Source organism: Flavobacterium sp. RHBU_3 (assembly GCF_046613565.1).
Lineage (GTDB): Bacteria > Bacteroidota > Bacteroidia > Flavobacteriales > Flavobacteriaceae > Flavobacterium.
Genome location: NZ_JBKJHC010000001.1, coordinates 428,273 through 451,038 on the forward strand (window position 1 = coordinate 428,273; position 22,766 = coordinate 451,038).

At 41.9% G+C, this 22,766-nt stretch carries 21 protein-coding genes and 1 pseudogene; 9 read left to right on the plus strand and 13 right to left on the minus strand.

Features of this window, described 5'->3' with window-relative positions; translation table 11 throughout:
- Positions 1-348 precede the first annotated feature (348 nt).
- Entirely contained in the window at positions 349-5,184 is a 4,836-nt protein-coding gene (locus tag ACLI1A_RS01995) for a T9SS sorting signal type C domain-containing protein (RefSeq protein WP_411405540.1), read from the plus strand.
- Positions 5,185-5,261: 77 nt separating this feature from the next.
- Here ACLI1A_RS01995 and ACLI1A_RS02000 read toward each other — a convergent pair whose 3' ends face one another.
- Complete coding sequence (locus tag ACLI1A_RS02000; RefSeq protein ID WP_411405542.1) at positions 5,262-6,026, minus strand: hypothetical protein; 765 nt, start codon at positions 6,024-6,026, stop codon at positions 5,262-5,264.
- Between the two features lie 93 nt (positions 6,027-6,119).
- Between ACLI1A_RS02000 and kynU the strand changes: the two genes are divergently transcribed.
- From kynU to ACLI1A_RS02025, 5 genes are all read left to right on the plus strand, one after another.
- Positions 6,120-7,403 carry a kynureninase gene (gene kynU, locus ACLI1A_RS02005; protein ID WP_411405544.1) on the plus strand — a complete coding sequence of 428 codons (1,284 nt, stop codon included), beginning with the start codon at positions 6,120-6,122 and terminating at the stop codon, positions 7,401-7,403.
- 119 nt (positions 7,404-7,522) lie between these two features.
- Positions 7,523-10,447: a BspA family leucine-rich repeat surface protein gene (locus ACLI1A_RS02010; protein WP_411405546.1), complete on the plus strand. Its 2,925-nt coding sequence runs from the start codon at positions 7,523-7,525 to the stop codon at positions 10,445-10,447.
- Positions 10,448-10,509: 62 nt separating this feature from the next.
- A complete protein-coding gene (locus tag ACLI1A_RS02015) occupies positions 10,510-11,349 on the plus strand; it encodes a zinc-dependent peptidase (RefSeq protein WP_411405548.1) in 840 nt (279 codons plus the stop codon).
- A gap of 81 nt (positions 11,350-11,430) precedes the next feature.
- Positions 11,431-12,150 (plus strand): zinc-dependent peptidase, encoded by a 720-nt coding sequence (locus tag ACLI1A_RS02020; protein ID WP_411405550.1) that lies wholly within the window; start codon positions 11,431-11,433, stop codon positions 12,148-12,150.
- A 91-nt stretch (positions 12,151-12,241) separates the two neighbouring features.
- Positions 12,242-13,072 (plus strand): zinc-dependent peptidase, encoded by an 831-nt coding sequence (locus ACLI1A_RS02025; protein WP_411405552.1) that lies wholly within the window; start codon positions 12,242-12,244, stop codon positions 13,070-13,072.
- 3 nt (positions 13,073-13,075) lie between these two features.
- Here ACLI1A_RS02025 and ACLI1A_RS02030 read toward each other — a convergent pair whose 3' ends face one another.
- From ACLI1A_RS02030 to ACLI1A_RS02050, 5 genes are all read right to left on the minus strand, one after another.
- Complete coding sequence (locus ACLI1A_RS02030) at positions 13,076-13,576, minus strand: DinB family protein (protein WP_411405554.1); 501 nt, start codon at positions 13,574-13,576, stop codon at positions 13,076-13,078.
- Between the two features lie 107 nt (positions 13,577-13,683).
- Positions 13,684-14,142 carry a VOC family protein gene (locus ACLI1A_RS02035; protein ID WP_411405556.1) on the minus strand — a complete coding sequence of 153 codons (459 nt, stop codon included), beginning with the start codon at positions 14,140-14,142 and terminating at the stop codon, positions 13,684-13,686.
- Between the two features lie 25 nt (positions 14,143-14,167).
- On the minus strand, positions 14,168-14,632 hold the full coding sequence (locus ACLI1A_RS02040; protein WP_411405558.1) for an SRPBCC domain-containing protein: 465 nt from the start codon (positions 14,630-14,632) through the stop codon (positions 14,168-14,170).
- A 1-nt stretch (position 14,633) separates the two neighbouring features.
- On the minus strand, positions 14,634-15,167 hold the full coding sequence (locus ACLI1A_RS02045; protein WP_411405560.1) for an SRPBCC family protein: 534 nt from the start codon (positions 15,165-15,167) through the stop codon (positions 14,634-14,636).
- A 30-nt stretch (positions 15,168-15,197) separates the two neighbouring features.
- Positions 15,198-15,620 carry a DoxX family protein gene (locus ACLI1A_RS02050; RefSeq protein ID WP_411405562.1) on the minus strand — a complete coding sequence of 141 codons (423 nt, stop codon included), beginning with the start codon at positions 15,618-15,620 and terminating at the stop codon, positions 15,198-15,200.
- A 162-nt stretch (positions 15,621-15,782) separates the two neighbouring features.
- Between ACLI1A_RS02050 and ACLI1A_RS02055 the strand changes: the two genes are divergently transcribed.
- Positions 15,783-16,748 carry a GlxA family transcriptional regulator gene (locus ACLI1A_RS02055; RefSeq protein ID WP_411405564.1) on the plus strand — a complete coding sequence of 322 codons (966 nt, stop codon included), beginning with the start codon at positions 15,783-15,785 and terminating at the stop codon, positions 16,746-16,748.
- A gap of 156 nt (positions 16,749-16,904) precedes the next feature.
- Here the strand turns inward: ACLI1A_RS02055 and ACLI1A_RS02060 are convergent, their stop codons facing one another.
- The 3 genes from ACLI1A_RS02060 to gap all read right to left on the minus strand — a co-directional run bounded on the left by ACLI1A_RS02060 (position 16,905) and on the right by gap (position 18,946).
- Positions 16,905-17,477: a Crp/Fnr family transcriptional regulator gene (locus ACLI1A_RS02060; RefSeq protein WP_411405566.1), complete on the minus strand. Its 573-nt coding sequence runs from the start codon at positions 17,475-17,477 to the stop codon at positions 16,905-16,907.
- 48 nt (positions 17,478-17,525) lie between these two features.
- Positions 17,526-17,873 carry a nuclear transport factor 2 family protein gene (locus ACLI1A_RS02065; RefSeq protein WP_411405568.1) on the minus strand — a complete coding sequence of 116 codons (348 nt, stop codon included), beginning with the start codon at positions 17,871-17,873 and terminating at the stop codon, positions 17,526-17,528.
- A 74-nt stretch (positions 17,874-17,947) separates the two neighbouring features.
- Positions 17,948-18,946: a type I glyceraldehyde-3-phosphate dehydrogenase gene (gap, locus tag ACLI1A_RS02070; RefSeq protein WP_411405570.1), complete on the minus strand. Its 999-nt coding sequence runs from the start codon at positions 18,944-18,946 to the stop codon at positions 17,948-17,950.
- A 132-nt stretch (positions 18,947-19,078) separates the two neighbouring features.
- On the opposite strand from gap, the pseudogene ACLI1A_RS02075 reads away from it, so the two are divergent.
- Positions 19,079-19,255 (plus strand): annotated as a pseudogene (locus ACLI1A_RS02075) (DUF2683 family protein); the annotation flags it as partial.
- Positions 19,256-19,259: 4 nt separating this feature from the next.
- Here the strand turns inward: ACLI1A_RS02075 and ACLI1A_RS02080 are convergent.
- From ACLI1A_RS02080 to ACLI1A_RS02095, 4 genes are all read right to left on the minus strand, one after another.
- Positions 19,260-19,799, minus strand: coding sequence for a GNAT family N-acetyltransferase (locus tag ACLI1A_RS02080; protein ID WP_411405644.1), 540 nt, complete (start codon positions 19,797-19,799; stop codon positions 19,260-19,262).
- A gap of 11 nt (positions 19,800-19,810) precedes the next feature.
- On the minus strand, positions 19,811-20,263 hold the full coding sequence (locus ACLI1A_RS02085; RefSeq protein ID WP_411405572.1) for a hypothetical protein: 453 nt from the start codon (positions 20,261-20,263) through the stop codon (positions 19,811-19,813).
- Positions 20,264-20,290: 27 nt separating this feature from the next.
- The gene (gene lipA / locus ACLI1A_RS02090; RefSeq protein WP_411405574.1) at positions 20,291-21,181 is read right to left on the minus strand and encodes a lipoyl synthase; all 891 of its coding nucleotides are present in this window, start codon (positions 21,179-21,181) and stop codon (positions 20,291-20,293) included.
- Positions 21,182-21,399: 218 nt separating this feature from the next.
- On the minus strand, positions 21,400-21,837 hold the full coding sequence (locus ACLI1A_RS02095; RefSeq protein WP_411405576.1) for a retropepsin-like aspartic protease: 438 nt from the start codon (positions 21,835-21,837) through the stop codon (positions 21,400-21,402).
- Positions 21,838-21,950: 113 nt separating this feature from the next.
- Here ACLI1A_RS02095 and ACLI1A_RS02100 point away from each other — a divergent pair, with 113 nt between their 5' ends.
- On the plus strand, positions 21,951-22,724 hold the full coding sequence (locus ACLI1A_RS02100) for a TatD family hydrolase (protein WP_411405578.1): 774 nt from the start codon (positions 21,951-21,953) through the stop codon (positions 22,722-22,724).
- The last annotated feature ends 42 nt before the right edge of the window (positions 22,725-22,766 follow it).

Consider the following 22,766-nt stretch of genomic DNA (forward strand, 5'->3'; position numbering starts at 1 on the left):
CTTAAACGGCTCCGGAATACGGAGCCGTTTTTTTATGGATAATTCAGGGTAAATTAGTGTAAGAATTTATGTAATATTTCACAATCTATAATTAGGAGCCATTAGGTATAGTTAAGTCAGATTATTGTTTTATTGGTAGTGTTGTTTAACTAATAAATAGATGACCAAATATTCGATGAATGGTTAATTAATCGGTTAAAACAAGTGTTTTGCGCTATTTGTCGTCCGTTTCTTACCATTCGCCGAATGTTAATATGTGTTAAACGAATAATGAGGGAGTAGCGGTAATTGCTGTAGTAATTTCGTCGGGTAGAATTTAACAAAGTTGTAAGACAGCAAAAAATACTAATGATGAAACTGCTACCCAAATTTACAGGTAAAATTATTAAAACACTGGTGTGTATAGTCACCATAATGATTTCTATTAATGCAAATGCACAGTGCACGGCACCCGGAGATCAGGTAACCTATGGACAAAATCAATGGACGGGTTATATATATTCAAATGGAGGATATTTTTCGAGCCCTCCTGCAAGTGTTTCGGCGTTTACATATCGTGGTTACAATACCCAGGTAGAATCATTTGATTTTAATCCGGGTACAACAGCCATTAGCGGTACTAACATATGTGGTACTTATGCCGATTATTATACCATACGTTTTAAAATGAATAAAACGTATGCAGCCGGATACTATTCTATTACTGTAGGGGCCGATGACGGTTACCGTCTTAGCCTTGATGGGGGCAGCACCTGGACTACTTCATTAAGCGACTGGACACTGCATGGCTATACCACAAAAACTGCAACAGTATACCTTAGTGGCAGCTCTAATCTTGTTTATGAGTATTTTGAAGCAACAGGTAGTTCAAGGGTTAGTTTTAGCATAACATCGCTTTCTTGTGATTCTACTGCGCCTACATCAATAGCTGGTACTACTGCTCTTGATTGTGCTACAACTTCTACAACACTTACTGCTACCGGTGGTTTTGCCGGTGTTGGTGCTACCTATCAATGGGGTACTGGCAGCGTAGCGGGTCAGAATATTATATCAGGTCAAACGGCTGCTTCTATAACAGTGGCTCCGGCAGTTACCACATCATATTGGGTACGCAGGGTAAATGCTACCCCATGCTCAGGTTATACAGCTGCGGCTACTGCTACGGTTACAGTAACAGGCCGTGGTACAGATCCATCTGCTTTTGGGGCTAACACATGGAATGTGTATAGCTACAATGGTGGCAACCTCGATGTAACTACTTTACCTTATATGGGTAGTTATACCCAAAGTGGTGTTAGCCTAAATACCCTTAATTCATGGGGTAGTAGTGTTTCGCCTTCATCAGCTACGGGTTACCAGGGTTGTACAGTGCCTGCCGACTATTTTACTTTTGTTGCAAAGCGCAAAGGATTTCCTTGTGGAAACTACGTTCTTACAATGGCACAATGGGATGATGAGGCAATAGTGTATGTAGATGGTGTACAGGTATGGTACAGTGCTACATGGGGAGGCCAGGGAACAAACTCGGCTGTAGGTTCTTTCAGCCTTAATGAAAACTCTACCGTAGAGGTTAGGGTAAGGGAAATTACAGGTAGTGCTAATGCGGTGCTTAACTTTGTAACTTCGGTTCCGCCTACATCTATAACAGGGGTAACCAGCCTGGGTTGCGGAGTTACTTCTACAACCTTAACGGCAGCCGGCGGTACCATTAACGGAACAGCTGCTTACCAATGGGGAACCGGTGCTGTTGCGGGCCAAAATATACTTTCAGGTCAGTCTGCTGCTACCTTAACAGTATCGCCTACAGCTACTACTACTTACTGGGTAAGGCTTATTAATTATACAAACTGTACTCCTATAAGTGATGCTGTATATACCACAGTAACCTATACTCCTGTACCGGGTGATCCATCAGTTTTTGGTGATAACAGCTGGAATGTTTATGGATATAACGGAAGTAGTATGAGCCTTTCATCGGTTACTTACTTAGGATATTATACTCAAAATACTCTTGGTTTTGATACTACTGCTGCATGGGGTACTGCTTTGTCTCCATCGTCTGCAACTAACTGGCAGGGATGTACCATACCAAACGATTATTTTACGTACGTATACAAACGTAAAGGTTTCCCATGCGGAAAATATACTTTAAAAATGACATCTTGGGATGATGAAGTAGCAGTGTATGTAAATGGTACCCAGGTATGGTTTGGTTACTACGGAGGGTCTAACTATACCATAGGCGTGTATGACCTTGACCAGAATTCAACCATCGAAGTAAGGTCGAGAGATGCTTATTCTGCTGCTTACAGCGTGTTAAACATTGCGCCTGCCACAGTGGCTCCTACATCCATTTCAGGAAACCTTATATTAAATTGTTCTACGCTGTCTACTACACTTACAGCTACAGGTGGAAGTATAGCAGGTACTGCAGTATACCAGTGGGGTACAGGCAGTGTTGCAGGAGAAAACATTATTTCAGGGCAAACTGGTGCTTCAATAACAGTAGCTCCTGCCAGTACTACATCTTACTGGGTAAGGATAGCTAACTTTAATACCTGTACAGCTTACAGCGCAGCTGCTACAGCTACGGTAGTGGCCACTGCCACCCCGGGTAATCCTTCAGAGTTTGGCAGCAACCAGTGGAATGCTTATGCCTACTCAGGTACAAGCCTTACATTATCTGGTGCTAATTACTTAGGATATTATACACAAAATACCTTAGGGTTTGATACCATGACAGGTACAAACAGCTGGGCTGATACATTGTCGCCATCGGCTGCGATAGGTTATCTGGGATGCCCTGTGCCAAATGATAACTTTGTATTAGTTTATAAACGTAAGGGGTTTGATTGCGGTTCTTATCAAATATCATTTACCCGTTGGGATGATGATGCAGAGCTTTATATAGATGGCACAAAAGTATGGTCTAAAACGGCATGGAGCGGTACGGCCCTTGTAAATGACATTGCCGGTACTTATCAGCTTGGCGCTAACTCAACAATAGAATTCAGGGTGCACGAAAATTATGGTTCATCTCATGCCACAATGATAGTAACTCCTCTTGGTATATCAAGTACAGCTCCTGTGGCCATAACCGGTCCTTCGGCTACACAATGTGGTGGCAGCGCTACACTTGTAGCTACCGGAGGTGTGTTAGGTACAAATGCCGTGTACGAATGGGGTACTGGTACCGTAGGCGCTAACATTATTGCAGGTGCTACCAGCGCCACTATAACAGTAGCCCCTCAGCAAACTACTACGTACTGGGTTCGTATAAAAAATACTACCTGTAGCACCTACACAGCTGCTGTAACTTTTACGGTAAATGCGGCGGTAACAGTACCGGGAGTATTAACATCGGCTGTAACTTCGGTTTGTAAAAACAGCATGCCGGCAGCAATTACCCTTACCGGTTATGTAGGTAATATAATTAAATGGCAATCGGCTAACGATGCAGCCTTTACACAAGGGGTAGTTGATATAGCAAGTACTAATGCAGTGCTTACTCCTGCTGAGATAGGCATGATTAGCACAACAAAATACTTTAGGGCAATAGTGCAAAATGGTACATGTGTAGCATCTGCTACTCCTGCACTACAACTAAACGTTCCTGCCCCGGTAATTTGGAATGGTGCATGGAGCAGCACTCCTACAGCTGCAACTGCAATAGAAGTACAAGCAGACCTTGCCCTTGATGCAGATTTAAGCGTATGTTCTTGCCAGGTTAAAAACACGGCAGTATTTACAGTAAATTCGGGTGTAAACCTTACAGTAAAAGGTAAAGTAACCGTAGATGCTACTGCAAGGATGATATTGCAAAATAAAGCCTCTCTTTTACAAACTGATGAGGTAGCAAACGAAGGTAATGTAGAAGTACACAGAAATAGTTCTAAGCTGAAAAGGCTTGATTATACCATATGGTCATCTCCGGTAGACAACCAGCAACTTTTGGCTTTCTCTCCTAATACCATAACCACACGTTTTTATGAGTATAATACACAGGAAAGTTATTATCAATCTGTAATTGTCGAAAACAATTTTGAAACAGCAAAAGGTTACCTTATACGTGTGCCTAATAATCACTCTACAACAACACCAACAGTGTTTGAAGGAATATTTACAGGTACACCACACAACGGAACCATTACAAAAGCATTGGCTTATGATGCTGCATGGAAAAACTTTAATGCCATAGGTAATCCTTACCCATCGCCAATAAGCATAAATGCATTTATAGATGCTAACATAGATAACATGGAAGGAACACTATGGATTTGGAGAAAGACAAACAATGCTACCCAAAGTAGCTATTCTATACTTACTAAGTTTGCCTATGTCGCAAACACAGCTCCGGGTGGCGAAAATGAATATGCCGTAAACCCTAACGGTTACCTAAATACAGCACAAGGCTTTATAGTAAAAGCTAAAAATGGTGGAAACGTTGTATTTACTAACAGCATGAGGTATGGTAACAGCAGTAACCAGTTTTTTAAATCGGCACAAACTGTACAGGCGTCTAAGTACTACCTTAATGTTACAGATGTAAATGGTTCTTTTACTCAGGCAGCCATCGGTTATACATCTGAAGCTACACTGAACTATGACAATGGACTTGACGGAAAATCGATAGTAGACAATAGTATTAATATCTACTCTATACAAGGAGAAAATAACCTGGCTATACAGGCTCGCCCTGAGTTTAACAGCCTGGATATAGTGCCGATAGGTATTAAAGCAAACATTGCAGGTACATTTAGTATATCGCTTACCGATACCGACGGTATATTTGCAGATGAGCAGCAGCCGGTATTTGTGTGGGACACTACCGAAGGTATAGTATTTAACCTTAAAAATGGTGCTTATACCTTTTCTACAGAAACAGGAGTGTATAACGAGCGTTTTAAAGTGATATACAGTGCTCAGGCATTAGGCACCGATGCGCCTCAGCTTACGCAAAACAGTGTAATCATTTACGGTACAAACGGAGAACTGAAAGTAGTATCTGACGAGCCTATACAATCAGTAGCTGCTTATGACATACTTGGAAGAGAACTGCTTAGCAAAGCTAACGTAAACAATACAACATTTAACGCAAATGTATCTGCCAGTCAACAGGTGGTTATTGTGAAAGTGATGCTTGAAAACGGTAGAACAAGTGAGAAAAAAATTATAATGAAATAATACCAAAAACTATTTATAACTAAGGGAAACCCCTGTGCCGGAAACGGACAGGGGTTTTTAGTTTTTCTTTACAAATTTCAGGGCTTTAATACTATTTTGCCGTTCTTCCATATGTAGCGTTTTGTTTCGTTGGTGTATTCTTTATCCGGCTCATCATCGTCGCTCAAATATCCCGTGGTATGCTTTATCCATATTTCATTTTCCGAGGCATCAGTCGGGGGTATAATCTCATAATCGTCATAATCGGTCCCCACTTCAGCGATAGAAAAAGTGCTGAGTCCCTTTATAAGTGTTTTGCCTTGGCGCATAAAAAATAATCCGGTAGTACCGTAGCCACAGGCAGGGAAGCCGAAACCAAGGTTAATAACTTCATCAATACCTTCAAATGTAATTTTCATCGGTTCAAAAGTGTGTACAACCATCGAGTGGAATTCCTCCTCTTTATCATAGCGCAGCGCATAAGCCGTAATTTCATTTTCCTGCAACAGTATCGTAAGCGCTTTTTTGCCCGATGTTTTTTCATACCCCAGCAGGTAGCGGTAGCTGCTCTCCGGTTGTGTTTTTATAACATACTTCAGCATTACATTTCCCAGGCGGCCTTCGGCATCATATAGTTCAGTTTTATTTAGCGTTTCATGTTTACTTTTTATAATAACTGTATCCCGTTCAAAAATCTTTTCAGGCTCGGGAGGAAATTCTTCCTGTACCCGCAGTGTATCCATTATGGTTGCTGTGGTGTCGCCCGATGGTGAATAAACGGCAACGGGGGCGGTGGTTTCCTTTTTTGCGCAGGAATATAAGGTAAGCAAAGCCAATAATGTTATAGAAAGCACTCGTTTCATTAGGGTTAGTTTTTACAAATATATTCAAAGTATATTATGGTGTGCACCCAAAATTTATTTCTCTATTTTTGCACCGTACACAAACACAACATAATGGACTTTCAAAATACACGCGACTACGCAAAACAACTCGATGCTCAGGATAAACTGGCTAAATACAGGGATGAGTTTATCTTTCCGCATGTAAATGGTAAACAGGTTATTTACTTTACAGGAAACTCACTGGGGCTGCAGCCAAAACGTACTAAGGCTTACGTGGATGAAATTATGAACGACTGGGCAAACCTTGCCGTAGAAGGTCATTTCTATGCCGATAAACCATGGTGGGACTATCAGGAACGTTTTGCTCAACCGCTGAGTAAAGTAGTAGGTGCCTTGCCAAGTGAAGTTACTGTAATGAATACACTTACCGTAAACCTGCACCTGCTTATGGTGTCGTTTTACAGGCCTACGGCAAAGCGTTTTAAAATCCTTTGTGAGGAAAAAGCATTCCCGAGCGACCAGTACATGATACAAAGCCAGGTAAAATTCCATGGGTACGATCCTGCCGATGCTATTGTGGAAATAAAACGCAGGCCGGGCGAGCACAACATACGCCTGGAAGATGTACTTGCTAAAATAGCCGAGGTGGGCGATGAGCTTGCCCTGCTGCTTATAGGTGGTGTTAACTACTACACAGGGCAGGTTTTTGATATGAAAACCATAACCAAAGCTGCACAGGAAACGGGTGCTTACGTGGGTTGGGACCTTGCGCACGCTGCGGGTAACATACACCTGGAGCTGCACAACTGGAATGTGGACTTTGCTGCATGGTGCAGCTATAAATATATGAACTCGGGTCCGGGTAATGCATCGGGTATATTTGTACACGAAATGCACCACAACGATACCGACCTGCCGCGCTTTGCAGGCTGGTGGGGGCACAACAAGCAGCGCCGTTTTCTTATGGAACCGCAGTTTGACCCGGTTCGTGGAGCCGAGGGCTGGCAGGTGAGTAACCTCCCTGTAATATCATTAGCGCCGTACCTTGCTTCAGTAGAAATGTTCGACGAGGTGGGTATGCCCGCACTTATAGAAAAACGCGACCGCATAACGGCTTACCTTGAATTTATACTGCACGAAATTGACCGCGAGGTAAACGGCCACTTCGAAATTATAACCCCGGCAGAGCCAAACGAACGTGCCTGCCAGCTTTCGGTATTCCTGCATGGCGAAGGCCGCCAGTTGTTTGACTATCTTATGAAAGCAGGTGTTATTGTAGACTGGCGTGAGCCAAACGTTATCCGCCTGGCGCCGGTGCCTTTGTACTGTTCGTTTGAAGACATGTACGAATTCGGCCAGGTACTTAAAGCCGGAATTTTATCGCATAAGAAATAGTATGTTATAAGCTTTATAAATGAGCCTGGAGTAATCCGGGCTTTTTTAATTAATTTTTTATATATTTTCACTGATGTGATTAAAAAAATAGTATTTTTCAAGAATTAAATCAACTAATCATGAAAAATATTTATCTTCTTATTTGCTGCGTATTTGGCATGTCCTTTTGTTACGGGCAGGAGCCGTTAATAATGACTTTTGAAGTATTTGAAAATCTCCCTTACGTTACTATACCTGTTTATGGTGACGGTAATAATTATACAGTAGATTTTGGTGATGGCCAGGTTTTTTATAATCAAACGGGTACAATCACATATTCGTACGAAAATCCGGGGACTTATACGGTTACAGTTTCCGGTACCGTACATTGGATTAATTTTGGTTCTCTGACTATTGCCAGCCAAATTAAAACCTTGGAACAGTGGGGAGATATGCAATGGTTATCTATGGAAGGAGCGTTTAAAGGCTGTAATAATCTTACTATTGCTGCAACAGATGTACCTGATTTAAGCATGGTGACAAGCATGAAAGATATGTTTAATGGAGTTTTAACTATTAACCAGCCATTAAATAACTGGGATGTTTCTACGGTAACAAATATGGAAGGTTTGTTTAGAAGTTCAGGTTTTAATCAGCCATTAAATAACTGGGATGTTTCTTCAGTTACCAATATGGCACATATGTTTCATAGTGCAGAATCATTTAATTATCCCATAGGTAACTGGAATGTTTCGTCTGTAACTAATATGGAAGGGATGTTTAGCCAAACTTACTTTAATCAGCCTATAGCCGATTGGGATGTTTCGTCTGTAACAAATATGAAAGGGATGTTTGAACAAGCCAGTGCGTTTAATCAGTCTATAGACGGCTGGGATGTTTCTTCTGTGACCAATATGCAAGGCATGTTTAAGTTTGCGTCATCCTTTAACCAGCCTGTAAATGACTGGGATGTTTCCTCAGTTACTGATATGTCAGGTATGTTTTACAGTGCAGATGATTTTGATCAGCCATTAAATAACTGGAATGTTTCTGCTGTGGCAACTATACAGGAGATGTTTTACGGAACAGGATTTAACCAGCCACTGAACAATTGGGATGTTTCCTCGGTTACTAATATGCAGAGTACATTTGAATCTACCAATTTTAATCAGCCACTTAATAATTGGGATGTTTCTTCTGTAGTCAATATGTCTGACATGTTTAGCTATAACAACCAATTTAATCAGGAACTTGATGACTGGGATGTTTCATCAGTTACAGATATGCAATATATGTTTTACGGAGCAGGGGCATTTAATCAGCAATTGAATAATTGGAATGTATCTTCTGTTACTAACATGCAATATATGTTTAACAGTGCAGATGCATTTAACCAGCCATTAAACTCATGGGATGTGTCAAATGTTTTAAATATGATAGGGACATTTATGAATACAGAATCATTCGATCAGGATCTTTCAGAATGGACATTTAATCAGGGTGTTTCTTTTTCCCCAGCAACAAGCGGAGGGTTTCTTTACAATAGTGTTATAAGTACTAATAATTATGACGCACTTCTTTATAGATTTGCAGAATTAGGGCTACAGAATAAATATTTTCGTGCCGCATATGTAAGTTTTTGCGATGCAGGTGTAAGAGAGTATTTAATTGATGAACTCGGTTGGACTTTCATTGGTGACAGCTTAGGTGAGAACTGCGTTGGAAATTCTTTAACGGGTAATATACGTTTTGATGAGAGTGCTGATGGTTGCGATGTAAATGATATAATTATTTCAAATATATTAGTTACCGGAAATGATGGCACATATTCATATACTACAATGCAAGATGGTGAAGGTGGATATAATCTTACACTTCAGGATACATCTTATGTTGTAACACTTTTAAACCTTCCCCCTTATATTTCTGCAGACCCTGTTTCACCTGAAGTAACGTTTACAGGTTTTGGAAATAGCGAAGTAGTAGATTTTTGCCTTACCGCAAACCAACAGGTGAATGACCTTAATGTAACACTTGTACCGGTTTCCGAAGCCCGTCCGGGGTTTGAAGCCCAATATCAGCTTGTTGTACAAAATATCGGTACACAGACAGTAGCAAATGCCATCGTTGGTCTTGAATATAATACAGATTTCCAAAGCTTTGTAAACGCCGCTGAAGCTCCGGTTTCAAATATAGCAGGATTACTCTCGTTTAATATAAGTAGTTTGCAACCCTTTGAAATTAAGACAATAGTTTTTTCAATGCTTACAGCACCACCACCAACTGTAAACGGAGGAGATGTGCTAGAATTTACGGCTACAGTAACACCGGATACTGATGATTATACTCATGCAGATAACACCTTCCTATTAGCACAAACCGTAGTAAATGCCTTTGATCCGAATGATAAGCAGGTATTGCAGGGCAGTGAAATAACATTAGAACAGGCGCAGGGTTCCCTGGATTATGTTGTCCGTTTCCAGAATACAGGTTCTGCAAGTGCCATTACAGTACGCATAGAAGATATAATAGATGAAAAACTTGACTGGACAACCTTTATGCCGTTAACTTCCAGCCACAATTACAAGGTTGAAATAACGGAGAGCAATAATGTTAACTTTATTTTCAATGATATTAATTTACCATATGAAGCTTCAGATGAGCCAGGTAGTCATGGTTTTGTTGCCTTTAAAATAAAGCCGGTTGATAACGTTGCTGTGGGAGATGTTATTAACGGCCAGGCTTCTATTTATTTTGACTACAACGCACCTATAATTACTAATATGGTCAGTACCGAGATTGTAGCACCAACATCGAATACCAGTGAAACGATAAAAGAATCAATGGTTTCAGTTTTTCCTAATCCAACTGATGGTTTGGTGCATATAAAGCATGCAGAGGGTATTAATGTTCAAAAAATAAGTATTATAAACTTGCAAGGCAGGATTTTGATGTCGAAAGTAGATAATGATGTTATTGATGTTAGTGGCTTAAGCCCGGGTATGTATATGGTTTCTGTTAAGACAGACAAAGGTACTGTTACTCAGAAACTGATAAGGAAATAGTATACGAAACGGGGCATTGCCCCGTTTTTTGTTTATATTGATCAACCAATAACAAACACCTTATGGAAGAAAATACCGTTGGGCTTATATTTCTTGTGGTAGTAAGTCTTAGCGTTGTGGCACTTACACTCTTTTTATTTAGTTACCTTTTTCTGGATGTGGTAGAAACATTTTGGGTTAAACACTTCGAAAGGCCGCCCTTTGTACACTTTTATCTGTTTAAGAAAGATATTCCGGGACCATTAAGGCAAGTGCTGCAAGATGATTTTTCCTTTTATCGTAATTTATCATCAAAGCATAAAAAATATTTCAGGCACAGGGTACACGGTTTTATAAAAACGTATGAGTTTCATGGGCGCGAGGGCATTGTAATAACCCCCGAAATGAAAGCAAAGGTAGCTGCCAGCTGGGTAATGCTCACCTTTGGTATGCGCAGGTATCTTCCCAGTATTTTTGAGCATATAATCCTGTACCCGGATGTGTATGAAAGCACGGTAACCGGGCTATGGCATAAAGGAGAGTTTAACCATCCGGCGGGTGCGGTGGTGTTTAGCTGGAAACACTTTGAAGAAGGCCTGAAGCATGGCGTACACAATATTAACCTTGCGTTGCACGAGTTTTCACATGCACTGCATGTATGTGCCACAGCAACCGATGAGGGCGGGGCTTCGGGAGATTTTTATGCATCAAAATTTGATGAGGTAATTACATACGTAAACCGTCCCGATACGTTGCGTAACCTGGCCGAACTGGACTATCTGCGTAATTATGCATTTACAAACCAGCACGAGTTTATGGCGGTGACACTGGAAACTTTCTTTGAAACCCCGGGTGAGTTCCATGAAAAATTGCCGGAACTGTATACCATTATTTCCAAGATGATAAATTATAAACCGGTATAGTATGGTAGTGGGCGTAATTGTTATTTTTATTGTAATCGCGATTATTTTTACCTCCTCGGCAGTATTGCCGATTCGGTTTATATGATGGTTTTTAAAAAGCCAATTTTTGTGCATTATTACCATACGCAGCTTGATGTTACTGATGAGGAGCGCGCTGTGTTAGAGCATAATTTCTCATTTTACCGCAGGCTCGATGAAAAGCATAAAGGCTATTTTAGGCACAGGGTAAAATCGTTTACAGATAAGTATACTATAGCAGGGCGTGGGGTAGAGGTTACTACCGAGGTAAAAATTAAAGTAGCAGCCACCTGGGTAATGCTCACCTTTGGGATGCGTAGTTATCTAACCGAGTATTTTGATGCGGTAATACTTTATCCGGATACTTTTGAAACTTCGGTAGGTGAGTGGAGCAATAGCGAATTTAATCCGAAAGCAGGAGCTGTGGTTTTTTCCTGGGCCGAGTTTGATGCCGGGTTGCAATATGAAAACGACAACATAAACATAGGCTTGTACCAGTTTGCACGCATACTGCATTTGTGGTACAGGATTGAAGACGAATCTGATGCTACGGCTTCCTTGTATTCTATGTTGTATGATAAGTTTCAAAACTATCTTGATAATCCCCGTAACCGCGCCAGGATTATGGAGTCTGGCTATTTTAATTATGACGGTTTTAGCAGCAATGAAGTTTTTACAGCTGTGGCGCTCGAACATTTTTTTGAAACCCCCGATACATTTAAAAAAGCATTACCGCGTGTTTATTGGCATATTGCAAGGATGGTTAATTATAAACCCGTGTAAAGGATATACTAAAATTAACACGCTATACGTTAATTAATTGTGTCCCGTATTCGGGTAAAATGCTTATCTTTAAAAATTAATACCCTGTACAGTGCTTGCAATTGCTACTTCCCACATTATCGTTATTGTTTTTGTAGCCCTTATGGTTGTGCTGCTTGGTTTTTATATGTCTGCCAAGTTTGCCGAATCGGCCTATTTACTGGCGTACCGTAAACCTGCTGTGGTACATTTTTACCCCATAAAAAGAAAGTTGCCTCCCGTAGCACGTATATTGCTGGAAAACGAATTCCGGTTTTACAACGAACTTACCGAAGAGCATAAAGAGTATTTTCAGCACCGGGTTTCCACGTTTATGAGGAAGTATAAGTTTGTAGGGCGCGACGGACTGGATGTTACCGATGAAATGAAACTGAAAATAGCTGCTACCTGGGTAATACTTACCTTTGGGCTACGCCACTATATTACTGATTTGTTTAATGTAATTATACTGTACCCTGATGTGTACCGTTCGCGCATAGCCGGTAATTACCATTTTGCCGAGTTTAATGAACCTGCCGGAGCAGTAGTGTTTAGCTGGCCGCATTTTGAGGCCGGACTCGATTTTACAGCAAATAATGTAAACTTAGGCCTGCATGAATTTGCCCACGTAATCCATACAGGTTCGCTGAATAAGAATTTTGGGGCAGGAGGTGATATGTATGCCGATATGTACCGCAAAATTATAGAGTACATACTGGTGGAAGAAAACCTGATTCAGATAGTAAATGCCAACTATTTCAGGCATTATGCCTATAAAAACGAACAGGAGTTTATGGCGGTAGCCCTGGAATACTTTTTTGAAACTCCCGAAGAGTTTAACCAAAAACTTCCCGAATTATACGGTATGATGGCTACTATGGTAAACTACCATAAAGCAGCCTAACGTTTAGTTTAGCAGTTCCTTAATCTTCTCTATCTGCCTGTTGTGCCTTATGGTGTGATACAGTAAAAAATATGCTATTTCCAGTTTGGTGCTGCCTTTAAGTGGTGTTTCGTCGCCTATAGGGGCCAGTTCATTAAGGTTGGCAGTGCCAATAACAGGCAGTATTTCATTTTTCACAATGGTAAGTGCATTGATAAGTTTGTCTTTATCATAGGTTTCATTTTCAGGAACCAGAAAACCGGGCGACTCCATTTTATGCTCGTAGTTAGTTAATATCTCCCTGTAATTTTCTATACGCTCACCCGGATCCCTTCCTGCCTCACCTGCCGGTTGCAGCATCATGGCATCGGTACCTTTTTGAGATTTGTACAAATGCCTGGCTACCTGTGCGGCTGTCCAGCTGCCAGTAAAGGGTACCTGGTTCATAGCATCTTCGCTCATACTGTTTAGCAGGTTTATGGTTTGGGTTAGTGCACCGTCCAGTTGTTGGGTTAAATCTTCCATAATAGTATCTTTTTTTGGTTAAAAATTAGCCCCCTCTTTTTTGTAAAAGGGGGCTTTCCACTCTGAATGATGATGATTGAATTGCTGGTTACTATTGTTTGTTTTTACTATTCTCTTGGCGGCTGGTGGCCTGTGCTGTGGTTTACCATCCACTGTATGCCGAATTTGTCTACAAGCATCCCGAAATAATCGCCCCAAAACATATCGCCTAGGGGCATGGTTACACTTCCGCCTGCGCTAAGTCCTGCAAAAACCCGGTCGGCTTCTTCACGGCTTTCCACGTGTATGCTAAGTGATGTGTTAGTGCCTGTAGCTACCTGTGGCATGTGGCTTGGTACATCGCTGCCCATAAGCACATTATTTCCTATTGGGAGTGATACGTGCATTATCAGGTTGCTTTCGTCTTTTGCGGGTTCGCCTTCTACGCAGCCGTCCATTGGCACATCGGCAGGGATGTCCTTAAAGCGCATCAGCATGGCAAATTCGCCGCCAAAAACACTTTTGTAAAAGTTAAACGCTTCCTCAGTGCTACCGTTAAAATTCAAATACGGATTAAGAGCTTTCATAACTGTTTGTTGTTTTTTGTTGATATTAATTGTTTGTCATTTTTTCAAGTACGGTTTCCAGCCTGTCAAAGTTCTCCTCGTTTTTTTCAAGGCAAAAACTCCTCAGGTTTCCGGCAGCTTCCGGTGTTTCAAAAACCATTTTAAAGTTAACCAGCGTACTTCCCGGCTCCGTTTCGGTAAACGTTACATCAATCTGGAATACCGGCGGGGTAATATGGTTCCAAACCAATCGTTTGCCTGGTTCTATTAAAATAAACTCGCTCAGGTTTTTAAAGTCTTTTCCATCCGGGCTGTGCATAACAAAATCCCATTTACCGCCCGCCCGCAGGTCATATTCGTTAAAGGTATTGGTAAAGCCTTCAGGTCCCCACCATAGGGCAAGCCATTGCGGGTCTGTCCATGCCTTGTATACCGTGCTTATCTCGTAATTAAACATGCGACTGTTAAGTATAACGCACTCATCGGGTTGTGGTAAAAGGGTAGTTTCCATATTATTGCTGTTCTATTTTTGCTTTCATATTATCCAGGTTTTGCTGTATGTCTTTGCCCAGCATACCGTCCATCATAAAGTTCATAATATTCCACGGGTACGAACTTTCACCCTTACAGCCCCATATTAGTTTTGTAGTATTTGGGTTAATGCTTTCGGTTAGGGTATAGCCCTGCATTACACTTTCAAAAGGCTCTTTAAAGCGTACTTCCACATCCATGCGCTTGTTTACATCTATAGCCTTTATTTCCTGTTCGCCTACACCTACCTTGTCGTTGCCACTCCAGCTGTTTATAAAGCCTACTTCGCCATCGGTACCGCTAAAAGTTTGTTTCTTATCCATGTCGCCCATATTCCATACGCTGTATTCGTCGCCGTTTTTCAGGTGGCGGGCGTAGTCAAATACTTCGGCTACGGGTTTGTTCACCACCACTTCGCGCTCTACTTTGTATTCTTTTGGCAGTATCAGCGCTATAACCAGCAGCAATACAATGATTACAAGTATAGCAATCCCTATTTTCTTTAAAATTTTCATGGTGTTATGTTTTTGTAATTTGGTGTATTGTTAGTTAGATTCAGGTTGTTTGCGGTTAAAAATAAGCGCATCCACAGAGTATTTACCGCTTCCGTTTATAAAGATGATTACCGAAAGTATCAGGTACGAAAAAGCCGGTATTTTATCGGCAAAAGCATCGTTAGCATGGGCTACAAAAAAAGCCACTACCATGGTTATAAAACTTGGGATAACCGACAAACGGGTAAATAGCCCCAATGTTATAAGGATGCCGCAAACAAACTCACCAAAGATTACCAGGTTAAACGACAGCTTTGAGCCAATACCTATGATGTCGCCAAATTGTGGCAATATCATATTGTAATTTTCTATTTTTCCCCAGCCAAAGTAGATGAACATTCCCCCGAAAAACAGGCGAAGTAATAGTACACCCAGGTCGGTGTCCAGAGGAGGAAGACGTAATAGTTTTTTCATAAGATGCAGATTTACGTTGTTATTATTATGAAAGTACTAATTTTTTGGCTCTGATACAAAGGTATCTATACCTTTTGTAACCCCTGCTGTGCTAAAAAGTCAATCAAAGGGGGTATTTAGGACAAAAAAGAATATCTTTGGATTTACAGAAAAAATAAAGCTATGAAAGTAGGAGTAGTATTGGTTAAGGATTATCGGCTGCTGAGCATTGCGGCTATAGTAGACGTACTGGAAACAGCCAACAGTTTTTATAGAGAGGCCGGTAAGGAAGAACCTTTTTCAATCAATCTGCTGCGTTTTCCCGGTCACGGTAGTGTGGCTTACGAGGAGTATACGGTTGCCGATATTTCGCCTGAAGATAATTACAGCCTGCTACTGGTACCTGCTTTTAAAAATGATGCCCTGCCCGATAGTTTGGGTGCAAATGGGCCCTGGTTTCCATGGCTAGTGAGGCAGTATGCAAAAGGTGCTGCCGTGGCCAGTTTTTGTACCGGGGCATTTGTGCTTGCTGCTGCGGGGTTACTAAACCATAGGCCTGCTACTACCCATGTTAACGCGGGTGGTAATTTTGTCCGGTTGTTTCCGCAGGTGCAATTAAAGCCCGATGCGGTTGTAACCGAGCAGGATAAGGTGTTTACCAGCGGTGGTGCTACAAATACCTTCCACTTACTTATGTTGCTGCTGGAAATTTATTGTAGTAAAGAAGTGGCGGTAAGGGCGGCAAAAACATTTAGCATAGACCTGGACCGTAACCGACAAACGTATTTTGGCTCGTTTACCCCTTACGAAGATCATGGGGATGATTTGGTAAAACAGGCGCAAGAGGAAATAAAGAAAAACTTTAGCCGCGCCAATACCATTGAAGAAATTATTACCGATGTACCTGCCAGCCGCCGTAACCTGGTGCGCCGTTTTAAACAGGTAACGGGTATAACCCCTATAGAATATCTGCAAAAGACCCGTATAGAGGCAGCCAAACAAATGCTGGAGCAATCACGCTACAGCATAACCGAAGTGATGCTGGAAAGCGGTTACAACGACCTGAAAACATTCCGTACGTTGTTTAAACGCACTGTAGGCATGACGCCTACCATGTACCGCGAAAAGTTTAGTGGGCAGGTGGTGTAAAGGTTGATGGTTGTTGGTTGTTGGTTGTTGGTTGTTGGTTGTTGGTTGTTGGTTGAAGGTTTTTAGGAGCTTCACTCAACTAGAAAATCTGTATGTATCTGCATGTGCGTAGCAGCAATGTCATCAATGTTCCTCTTAATATTTTGATACAATAAGTTATTTATTCCGTAGCATGCTTAGGAACACCGGGGTAATGCCAAGGTAAGAGGCTATATGCTTCTGAGTGATGCGCTGTTCCAGGCTGGGGTATAGTTTTTGGAATAGCCTGTAGCGTTCTTCAGCGGTTTTAGACAGGTTGGAATTAAGGCGGTTTTGGTATAAGGCAAAACCATTCTCTGTCATTATCCGAAAAAAACGTTCAAGTTTGGGTACTTCTTCATAAAGCTTCTGGAGGTTGCTATGGCTAATAAAAAACACAAAGGAATCTTCCAGTGCACTGATGCCGTAACTGGCAGGTTTTTGCGAAGAAAAACTGGCTATATCTGTAGCCCACCAGTTTTCCGGACAAAAAAGTACGTTGTGCTCAATTCCGTTTTTATCAAGGTTAAAAACACGCAGGCATCCGCTATCGGTAAAATAGATGTTTCGGCAGATTTCTCCCGGGTTTAGCAATGCAGTATTCTTCTTTATGGCGAGAAATTGCAGCTTATTCGTTACAAGCTGTATTTCTGCATCGTTAAGCTGAATGTGTAAGCTAAAATTAGAAAGTATACGTGCGTACATGTTCATTGTTTATACAAAAGTACGCTGTACGCACGTAACAAATTTTAATCCCGGTTAAAAAAACGTGATGATGCGGGTTATCAGCCCTACTTCGTTAAACTCTAAAATATCCTGGCCTTCAACCCGCCCTGTAGGTATGCCCGTGCCTTCCCAGGTGTAACGGGCTACATTGTGGTGGTATTCAGGTTCTGTAACTGCCCTGAATTTCCTCTCGGGAGCTTTTTCAAGTGATCCTTGTGCCAGTGCTGCCACGCCGTCAGGTCCATCTGCCTCAATGTTCGGGTCGGTGTATTTTACTTCCGGTGCCAGGCATTTGGCAAATTCGGTTTTAAATACTTCAAGGCCTTCGTTGTTCCATGCATTAACATACTGATGGACGATTTCTTTAACTGATGGTTTCATAAGCTGTAAAATTTATTTACGGCAAAGTAACGGCCATCAATCCTGGTAAAAATTAAAGTAGTTTAACAGATAAATTATTTGTTGATGTATCCTATCAAATCGATAATCCTCGATGAATAGCCGATTTCGTTATCGTACCAGCCTACTACCTTCACCATTTTATCTATTACCGACGTAAGCTGCGCATCAAACAGGCACGAATTTCTGTTGCCCAGCACATCTACCGATACTATCGGGTCTTCGGTATACGCCAGTATGCCTTTCAGGTTGTATTGCGCTGCGGTTTTAAATGCATTGTTTATCTCATCGATGCTTACTTCCTTGCGCACATAGCAGGTAATATCGGTAAGCGAACCATCGGGCACAGGCACACGAATACCCCCTCCGCCTATTTTACCCACAAATTCAGGGAATATTTTGGTTAATGCCTTGGCAGCACCGGTTGTGGTAGGCACTATGCTTTGGGCAGCCCCACGCGCACGGCGCAGGTCTTTATGTGGCTGGTCGTGCAGGCTTTGGTCTGTAGTGTACGAGTGTACTGTGGTTATGTATGCCTGCTCTATACCACACAGTTCGTTTATCACCATCATCATGGGTGCGGCGTTGTTTGTGGTACAGCTGGCGTTAGATATTATTTTCTCGGTGCCATCCAGTATGTCGTGGTTTACACCCAGTACCACCGTTTTTATGCGGTCGTCTTCAGGTGGGGCAGACAGGATTACCTTTTTAGCCCCCGCAGCAAGGTGTTTTTCGGCTTCTTCCAGGGTTTTGAATTTCCCGGTAGCCTCTATAACAATATCCACGTTAAACGAGCCCCAGTTGATTCCCTCCACCTCTTTGTGGCGGATAAAAGGGTAGGAGTGTCCGTCTATTATAATAGAATATTCGGTATGTGAAACTTCATACGGCAGGGTGCCGTGTATGCTGTCGTATTTTATAAGATGCGCCATAGTACGGGCATCGGCTATATCATTTATGGCTACTACTTCAATTTCAGGGTGGTTTAGCAGCAACCTGAAAAGATTACGGCCTATGCGCCCAAAACCGTTAATGGCTATTTTTGTTTTTTTCATCGTTTGTTGAAGGCAAAAAATAAGGATGCAAAGGTACTAAATCTTTACAGTTTGTTTTTGTATTTTTGTAGTTATAAATCAGGATGTATGACAACGATAACCCTAAAAATAAACTAGCGTACTAAAGCAGGTAAGGCATTGCTTTCGCTGTTGGATTTTTTTACCAAAGAAGGTAGCAAAGGAGTGGAGGTTATAGAGACACCTTATGATCCTGATTTTGTAACTATGGTAAAAGAATCGGCAGCAAGTCCTAAAAAGAAAACCGTTAATCCTGAGGATGTATGGGGAAGTTTAGGGTCGGTTTATTAATAGTTTATAAAGCAAATTCATGCTTTAATAACGAAAACATTAGCGAGTCTTCCATTTTGTCGCCTACAAGGTAATGTTCCCGTAGTATGCCTTCTTGTGTAAAGCCAAATTTTAAAAGCGTGTTGATGCTTGCGGTATTATAGCTTGCCGTCATGGCTTCTATGCGGTGTAGGTTCATGTTGCTGAAGCCAAAAGCCAATATTGCATTAAGAGCTTCGGTCATTATACCTTGGCGTTTATAGTCGTCGCTGTAAAGTCCGTAGCCTATCTCTGCCCGGTTGTGCTGTGTATACCAGGTATGGTAACCGCACCAGCCGATAATATTACCCGATTTCCTCTCAATAATAGTATGGTAAAGGTACGATTTATTGAACGTAACCAATCCGACAGCATACTTCGCTTTTTCTTTTGCCAAAGCCTCGGTATCAAGCCCCAAAAAGGCCATGAGTTGGGCATCGGTAAAATTGCTGTAGATATAATTATGCACCTCCGGGTTTATTTCCCTAAGGATAAGCCTTTCGGTATGTAGTTCGCGGAAATCCAGCTTGTGCTTTTTTAGGCGTTAACAGGCAATTTAATATTCAGGTCAGAGCGGTGTTTGAATTCTTTGGTGAGATACCATGCCAGCATATCTCCGAATGTTAAGTCAGAAGTCTCTCGATGAAAATAGCGATCAGGAGGTAGCAGGTTTATCTTTCCAAATGAAATCATTTTTATGATATAAAGAGGAATCATAATAGCGTGTAAAAATGCACTGCCAGAGCCGAATAACTCGCCTTCCGAAAGAAAATGAGCACTATAATCAAAACCTTCATGGTTAAGATCATACTTATCGGTGAATTTCACCAATAACTCATAATTATCATCTCCTGAACAACCCAAATCACCATCTATTGTTGTGGATAGTGATTTGACTTTATCCCATGTTTCCTTTTCAATGAAACTCTTTACTTCACAGTATGCCTCACGGAGTGTAGAAAAACTAACAACTAAATCCTGCTTTTCCATAACCTGAAACTTTAAACCTGAAACAAATTAAAGAATGTGCTTCTGCGCTTTGTATGACGAACGCACTAATGCACCGCTTTCTACGTGGCGGAAGCCCATTTCAAGGCCTATTTCCTCGTATTTTTTAAACTGGTCTGGGGTAATGAACTCCTTCACCGGAAGGTGTTTTTTACTTGGCTGTAGGTATTGGCCTATGGTAAGCACGTCAAGGTTTACATTGCGCAGGTCTTCCATGGTTTGCAGTACTTCGGCTTCGGTTTCACCCAGCCCCAGCATAATGCCCGATTTGGTGCGGTTAATGCCGCTTGCTTTTAGGTAACGCAGTACCTCAAGGCTGCGCTCGTATTTAGCCTGTATGCGTACCTCGCGGGTAAGGCGTTTTACGGTTTCCATATTGTGCGAAACCACTTCTGGTGCTACCTCCACTATACGGTCTATGTTTCGGGTTATTCCCTGAAAGTCCGGTATAAGGGTTTCCATGGTAGTACCCGGACTCATCCTGCGTACCGCCTTAACGGTTTCAGCCCAGATTATAGAGCCGCCGTCTTTAAGGTCGTCTCGGTCTACGCTGGTAATAACCGCGTGCTTAATGTTCATCAACTTTATAGAACGCGCCACTTTTTCGGGCTCATCCCATTCTACCGTTTCAGGCCTTCCGGTTTTTACGCCGCAAAACCCGCACGAACGTGTACATACGTTGCCCAGTATCATAAACGTAGCGGTGCCTTCGCCCCAGCATTCGCCCATGTTAGGGCAGCTTCCCGATGTGCATATAGTGTGTAGCTTGTACTTGTCTACAAGCCCGCGAAGTTCAGTATATTTTTGGCCTGTAGGGAGTTTTACCCTAAGCCATTTTGGTTTTTGTGTAAGCAGCCCGTTTTGTGCAACAGGCCTTGTAGTGTCTAAAACTGTTTCCATGCAATCAAACTCTCGAAATCAGGATACAAAGATACGGTATTTATATATACGCACACTGTGTGGTTTTTTACAAATAAGCCGGTTTTAAAACAAAAAAATGGCCTGCGTTTCGGCAGGCCATACTTAGTTTAACTAACTAAAAAAACTTTTATGCTTGTGGTTTTGTTACTATAAATACAGTTGAGAGCTAAAATACCCTACCTGTAAAGTGAAAAAAATTATTTCAGGTACAAGCAAAAATCGTTGTAATCTACTATCGCTTTTCCTTTCAGTAATATATCGGCGCCTATAATGCCGTGTACGGGCTTGGCTTTGTACTGGCGCAGGGCTTCATTTACGTGGCTCATGTCAAAGATTACCAGCCCCAGGCTATTGGTAGTCCAGCGGCCCAGTTTCAGGGTGTTTTGTAATGAAGTTTGTGTAAGCATGCCGGTGCCGCCTGCTCCTGCTGCGCGCGTGTCTGAGTCTGTTGCGTGCAGTGCAAAATGCGCTATGCCTTCAAAGTCTACGCAACTGTTGCTGGCGCCGGTGTCCAGGATAAAATTACCGTCTACACCGTTTATTTTTCCCTTTATAAGCAGGTGCTGGGTGCTGCTTAGTTTAAACTTAATACGTTTGTAGCCTTCCTTTTTCAGGATTGCATGCAGTTCTTCCATGTAGGTGTGTTATAGCTTTATTGATGGTTTTGGTAAAATTAGATTAAAAATCGGTACTTCAAAGCTAAATTTTGCATCAACTTCGTATTTTTGCTGCCGGTTTATTGATTATAATGATACTTACCGATACACATACCCACTTATACTCCGAAGAATTTTCGCAAGACCGCGATGCTATGATGCAGCGCGCCTTTAATGCCGGGGTTACCCGCCTTTTTGTGCCGGCCATAGACAGTACGTACACCCCTGGTATGTATGCCGTGCAGGAGCAGTACCCAGAGAACGTTTTCCTGATGATGGGGCTGCACCCTACGCATGTAAAAGAAAACTATGAAGACGAACTGGCTTTTGTGCAACAGGAGTTGGCTCGTGCCGATAAAAAGTTCTATGCCGTAGGCGAAATAGGGGTAGACCTGTTTTGGGACAAAACTTTTCTGCCGCAACAGCAAGATGCTTTTTCCCGTCAGATAAAAATAGCCAAACAATACGGCCTGCCCATAAACATTCATTGTCGTGATGCTTTTGACGAAACTTTTGAAGTGCTGGAAAGCGAAAAAGGAGAGGGACTGTACGGTATTTTTCATTGTTTTACCGGAACACAGGAGCATGCCGAGAAAGCCATAGGCTATGGTATGAAGTTGGGTGTAGGTGGCGTTGCTACGTTTAAAAATGGTAAAATAGACCAGTTCCTTGCCGACATTGATATTAAGAATATAGTGCTTGAAACCGATGCGCCTTACCTGGCACCGGTGCCCCACAGGGGTAAGCGGAATGAGAGCGCTTATGTGGCTCTTGTAGCCGAAAAACTGGCTGCTATTTATGGCCTTTCGGTAGCGGAAGTGGCACGTATTACCACACAAAATTCGGTTGATGTGTATGGTATTTAACGCGTAATTCCGGTTAAAATCCAATAAATTTTCGTTCATTTG